General features: G+C 49.8%; 6 protein-coding genes and 4 tRNA genes. 8 read left to right on the plus strand and 2 right to left on the minus strand.

Annotation, left to right across the window (positions count from 1 at the left end; translation table 11 throughout):
* The 3 genes from J4645_RS21965 to birA all read left to right on the plus strand — a co-directional run.
* Window positions 1-277 (plus strand): hypothetical protein (locus J4645_RS21965; RefSeq protein WP_207774822.1); only part of this gene is annotated, 277 nt, incomplete at its 5' end.
* On the plus strand, window positions 237-1,265 hold the full coding sequence (gene murB / locus J4645_RS21970; RefSeq protein ID WP_000149794.1) for a UDP-N-acetylmuramate dehydrogenase: 1,029 nt from the start codon (window positions 237-239) through the stop codon (window positions 1,263-1,265). The genes J4645_RS21965 and murB, both read left to right, overlap by 41 nt.
* Entirely contained in the window at window positions 1,262-2,224 is a 963-nt protein-coding gene (birA, locus tag J4645_RS21975; RefSeq protein WP_000655746.1) for a bifunctional biotin--[acetyl-CoA-carboxylase] ligase/biotin operon repressor BirA, read from the plus strand. The genes murB and birA overlap by 4 nt, the downstream gene beginning before the upstream one ends.
* A gap of 33 nt (window positions 2,225-2,257) precedes the next feature.
* Here birA and coaA read toward each other — a convergent pair whose 3' ends face one another.
* Both coaA and J4645_RS21985 read right to left on the minus strand, forming a co-directional pair.
* The gene (coaA, locus tag J4645_RS21980; protein ID WP_000023068.1) at window positions 2,258-3,208 is read right to left on the minus strand and encodes a type I pantothenate kinase; all 951 of its coding nucleotides are present in this window, start codon (window positions 3,206-3,208) and stop codon (window positions 2,258-2,260) included.
* Between the two features lie 208 nt (window positions 3,209-3,416).
* The gene (locus J4645_RS21985; RefSeq protein ID WP_001541267.1) at window positions 3,417-3,590 is read right to left on the minus strand and encodes a hypothetical protein; all 174 of its coding nucleotides are present in this window, start codon (window positions 3,588-3,590) and stop codon (window positions 3,417-3,419) included.
* Between the two features lie 19 nt (window positions 3,591-3,609).
* Between J4645_RS21985 and J4645_RS21990 the strand changes: the two genes are divergently transcribed.
* The 5 genes from J4645_RS21990 to J4645_RS22010 all read left to right on the plus strand — a co-directional run.
* A tRNA-Thr gene (locus tag J4645_RS21990) sits at window positions 3,610-3,685 on the plus strand.
* 8 nt (window positions 3,686-3,693) lie between these two features.
* A tRNA-Tyr gene (locus J4645_RS21995) sits at window positions 3,694-3,778 on the plus strand.
* Window positions 3,779-3,894: 116 nt separating this feature from the next.
* Window positions 3,895-3,969: transfer RNA gene (locus J4645_RS22000), tRNA-Gly, on the plus strand.
* Window positions 3,970-3,975: 6 nt separating this feature from the next.
* Window positions 3,976-4,051 (plus strand) — tRNA-Thr (locus tag J4645_RS22005).
* Window positions 4,052-4,166: 115 nt separating this feature from the next.
* Window positions 4,167-4,452: GTP-binding protein (locus J4645_RS22010; protein WP_000031682.1), on the plus strand; the 286-nt coding region annotated here is incomplete at its 3' end.

The raw sequence follows: 4,452 nt of genomic DNA on the forward strand, positions 1-4,452 counted from the left end.
GAAGAAGCCCATCCTGACGGATGGGCTTTTTTGCGTGTGTGGTAACTGTAAAAATGCAGGCCTGATAAGCGCAGCGCCATCAGGCAACCTGCACCGCCGGATGGCAGCTTCGCCTTATCCGGCCTACGGCATCGACACAATGCCTGTGTATACCGCCTTATTCCGTCGACATAACCGCAAGCCTTCCCTACATAGATGCGGTAAACTAAGCCTGATTTTGCATCAGGAAAGCAGCCATGACCCACTCCCTAAAACCCTGGAATACCTTCGGCATTGATCATTGTGCAAAGCACATCGTATGCGCTGAAAACGAACAACAACTACTGAGCGCCTGGCAGCAAGCAACTCGTGAGGGACTGCCGGTTATGATCCTGGGTGAAGGAAGCAATGTCCTGTTTCTGGAAAATTACGCCGGCACCGTGATCCTTAACCGCCTGAAAGGCATTGAGGTCAATGAAACCGCGGACGCCTGGCACCTACACGTCGGCGCAGGCGAAAACTGGCATCAGCTGGTTCGCTACGCGCTGGACAACAACATGCCCGGCCTGGAGAATCTGGCGCTCATCCCTGGCTGCGTTGGTTCCTCGCCTATACAGAATATTGGCGCGTATGGCGTAGAACTACAGCGCGTCTGCGACTATGTTGACTGCGTTGAACTGGAAACGGGAAAACGTCTGCGTTTGTCTGCGGCGGAATGCCGTTTCGGCTATCGTGACAGCATCTTCAAAAATGAATATCAGGATCGCGTTGCGATCGTCGCGGTGGGTCTGCGTTTATCAAAGCAATGGCAGCCGGTGTTGACCTATGGCGATCTTACTTGTCTGGACCCGAAAACGGTCACCGCGCAACAGGTGTTTGATGCTGTATGCCATATGCGCACCACAAAATTGCCGGATCCTAAAGTGAATGGCAATGCGGGCAGCTTTTTTAAAAATCCCGTTGTCGCAGCCGATATCGCTATGGAACTGTTAGAACGATTTCCCAACGCGCCGCATTACCCTCAGGCAGACGGCTCAGTGAAGCTGGCGGCAGGCTGGCTGATAGACCAATGTCAGTTGAAAGGCGTCGCCATTGGCGGCGCTGCGGTACATCGCCAACAGGCGCTGGTATTGATTAATGCGAATGATGCGACAAGTAAAGATGTGGTGGCGCTGGCGCATCATGTCCGGCAAAAAGTGGGTGAAAAATTTAATGTCTGGCTGGAGCCTGAGGTTCGCTTTATTGGTCGGTCCGGAGAGGTGAACGCTGTGGAGAGCATTGCATGAAAGATACTACCGTTCCCCTGACGCTAATCTCACTACTTGCCGACGGAGAGTTTCACTCAGGCGAGCAGTTGGGTGAACGGCTGGGAATGAGCCGCGCGGCGATTAATAAACATATCCAGACATTACGCGACTGGGGAGTAGATGTATTTACCGTTCCGGGGAAAGGATATAGCTTGCCGGAACCCATCCAGTTACTGGATGCTGACCGTATTCATAGCCAACTGGATAGCGGAAACGTGGCGGTATTGCCCGTTATCGATTCAACCAATCAGTATTTACTTGATCGAATTGGCGAGCTGCGCTCAGGCGATGCCTGTGTAGCAGAATACCAACAGGCAGGGCGTGGTCGTCGCGGGCGTAAATGGTTCTCACCGTTTGGCGCGAATCTATATCTTTCAATGTACTGGCGTCTGGAGCAGGGGCCTGCGGCGGCAATAGGCTTGAGTCTGGTCATTGGAATTGTGATGGCGGAAGTGCTGCGTGAACTGGGCGCTGATAAAGTTCGTGTGAAGTGGCCTAACGACCTCTACCTGCTGGATCGCAAACTGGCGGGTATTCTGGTCGAGTTAACCGGTAAAACGGGCGATGCCGCACAAATAGTGATTGGCGCTGGTATTAACATGGCAATGCGTCGTGTAGAAGAGGACGTGATAAATCAGGGATGGATCACGTTGCAGGAGGCCGGAATTACGCTCGACCGCAATATGCTGGCCGCAAAGCTGATTTATAAGCTACGTGCTGCGCTTGAGCTTTTTGAGCAAGAAGGTCTTTCTCCTTATCTTTCGCGCTGGAAAAAACTGGATAATTTTATTGATCGTCCGGTAAAACTGATTATTGGCGACAAAGAAATATTTGGTATTTCTCGCGGCATTGATACTCAGGGCGCATTATTGCTTGAACAGGATGGCGTAATTAAACCCTGGATGGGCGGAGAAATATCGCTGCGAAGCGCCGAATAGTAAAAAGGGGAGTCGGTACTCCCCTTTTTTCTGTTATTTTCGTAATCTTACCTGTTCCACCGCATGGTTAGCGCTCTTGGTCATAATAAGGCTGGCACGTTCTCGCGTAGGTAAGATATTTTGTTTTAAATTCAACCAGTTAATTTCTTTCCAAAGCGAAGCTGCTGTATTAACAGCTTCTTCTTTAGATAATTTCGCATAATTGTGGAAATAAGAGTCAGGATCGGTAAACGCCCCTTCGCGGAACTTCAGGAAGCGATTGATATACCATGTCTGAAGAAGTTCTTCTGGCGCATCAACGTAAATAGAGAAATCAACGAAATCAGAGACAAATACATGGTGCGGATCGTGAGGATAATCCATACCGCTTTGTAAAACATTCAAACCTTCAAGAATCAATATATCAGGCTGAGCGACGGTTTTATCCCCTTCAGGAATAACATCGTAAATCAAATGAGAATAGACTGGCGCCGTCACGTTCGGTACGCCCGACTTGAGGTCAGAAACGAATTTCACCAGTCGGTGCATATCATACGATTCGGGGAACCCCTTTTTCTTCATTAACCCGCGTTCTTTCAACACCTGGTTTGGGTGGAGGAAGCCGTCTGTGGTAATCAATTCAACACGGCGGTGTTCCGGCCAGCGACTCAGCAACGCTTGCAGAACGCGTGCTGTCGTGCTTTTACCCACTGCGACGCTGCCCGCGATACTGATGATGTAAGGGATTCGCTGGCCGTTAGTGCCCAGAAACTGTTCCAGGACAGCCTGACGACGCAGATTTGAACTGATATAGAAATTTAGCAAACGGGAGAGGGGTAAATATATTTCTGCAACTTCTTCCAGCGATAAATCTTCATTAATGCCTTTTAACTGCGCGATCTCATCCTCGGTCAGGGTCATCGGCACAGAATCGCGAAGCGCAGCCCACTGGCTGCGATCAAACTGTAGGTAAGGCGTCATTAACGATTGCTCTTTTATACTCATAAGCATGTTTCTGGCTGCTATTGCTACATCAGTTCAGCGATGAACGAGGGCCATCCCTGACATGCAACGGCACGTCACATTTAAGTTAATTTGGACAATGGGCAGGAGGGTAACACCAGATGGGGAGGAATAATAAGAAAAAATCTCGCTATGAAAGCTATCCCTGAGAAGCAATGTGACGAATATACCAGATACAGAAGATTGCTTTCTATCGACGGAGCGTTGAAATGCCGCGTCGTATCCTGGTCAGACGGTCGGTAAAATGCCGAAAATTTATGCTCTCTTGTTTGAAATTAGAGCATTTTTGTCTCTTATAGCGCAAAATGTGAGCGATAGAACATTTTATGCAATTTTTTAGTTGCATGAGCACGCAGGTCTCCATAGAATGCGCGCTACTTGATGCCGACTTAGCTCAGTAGGTAGAGCAACTGACTTGTAATCAGTAGGTCACCAGTTCGATTCCGGTAGTCGGCACCATCAAGTCCGGTGGGGTTCCCGAGCGGCCAAAGGGAGCAGACTGTAAATCTGCCGTCACAGACTTCGAAGGTTCGAATCCTTCCCCCACCACCATTTTCGGCCGCGCGATGGCGCAGCCCGAGACGATAAGTTCGCTTACCGGCTCGAATAAAGAGAGTTTCTCTCGATATTCAGTGCAGAATGAAAATCAGGTAGCCGAGTTCCAGGATGCGGGCATCGTATAATGGCTATTACCTCAGCCTTCCAAGCTGATGATGCGGGTTCGATTCCCGCTGCCCGCTCCAAGATGTGCTGATATAGCTCAGTTGGTAGAGCGCACCCTTGGTAAGGGTGAGGTCGGCAGTTCGAATCTGCCTATCAGCACCACTTCTTTTCTCCTTCCTGTTTTTCTCTTCTGTTTATTAGCATTCAACAAGTCGGGCGTGTTGCCTGGTTGATGTGGTGATATCACCGATTTATCCGTGTCTTAGAGGGACAATCGATGTCTAAAGAAAAGTTTGAACGTACAAAACCGCACGTTAACGTCGGTACTATCGGCCACGTTGACCATGGTAAAACAACGCTGACCGCTGCCATTACTACCGTACTGGCTAAAACCTACGGCGGCGCCGCCCGCGCATTCGACCAGATCGATAACGCGCCGGAAGAAAAAGCGCGTGGTATCACCATCAACACTTCTCACGTTGAATACGATACCCCGACCCGCCACTACGCACACGTAGACTGCCCGGGGCACGCCGACTATGTTAAAAACATGATCACCGGTG

The sequence above is a fragment of the Salmonella sp. 32082101201600294FB01SM01 genome (assembly GCF_017572865.1).
GTDB lineage: Bacteria > Pseudomonadota > Gammaproteobacteria > Enterobacterales > Enterobacteriaceae > Salmonella > Salmonella enterica.

Bases quoted from the DNA above. Each gene is read 5' to 3' on its own strand.
- coaA (WP_000023068.1), bottom strand. From the start codon at position 3,208: ATGAGTATAAAAGAGCAATCGTTAATGACGCCTTACCTACAGTTTGAT.
- J4645_RS21985 (WP_001541267.1), bottom strand. From the start codon at position 3,590: ATGGAGACCTGCGTGCTCATGCAACTAAAAAATTGCATAAAATGTTCT.
- birA (WP_000655746.1), top strand. From the start codon at position 1,262: ATGAAAGATACTACCGTTCCCCTGACGCTAATCTCACTACTTGCCGAC.
- murB (WP_000149794.1), top strand. From the start codon at position 237: ATGACCCACTCCCTAAAACCCTGGAATACCTTCGGCATTGATCATTGT.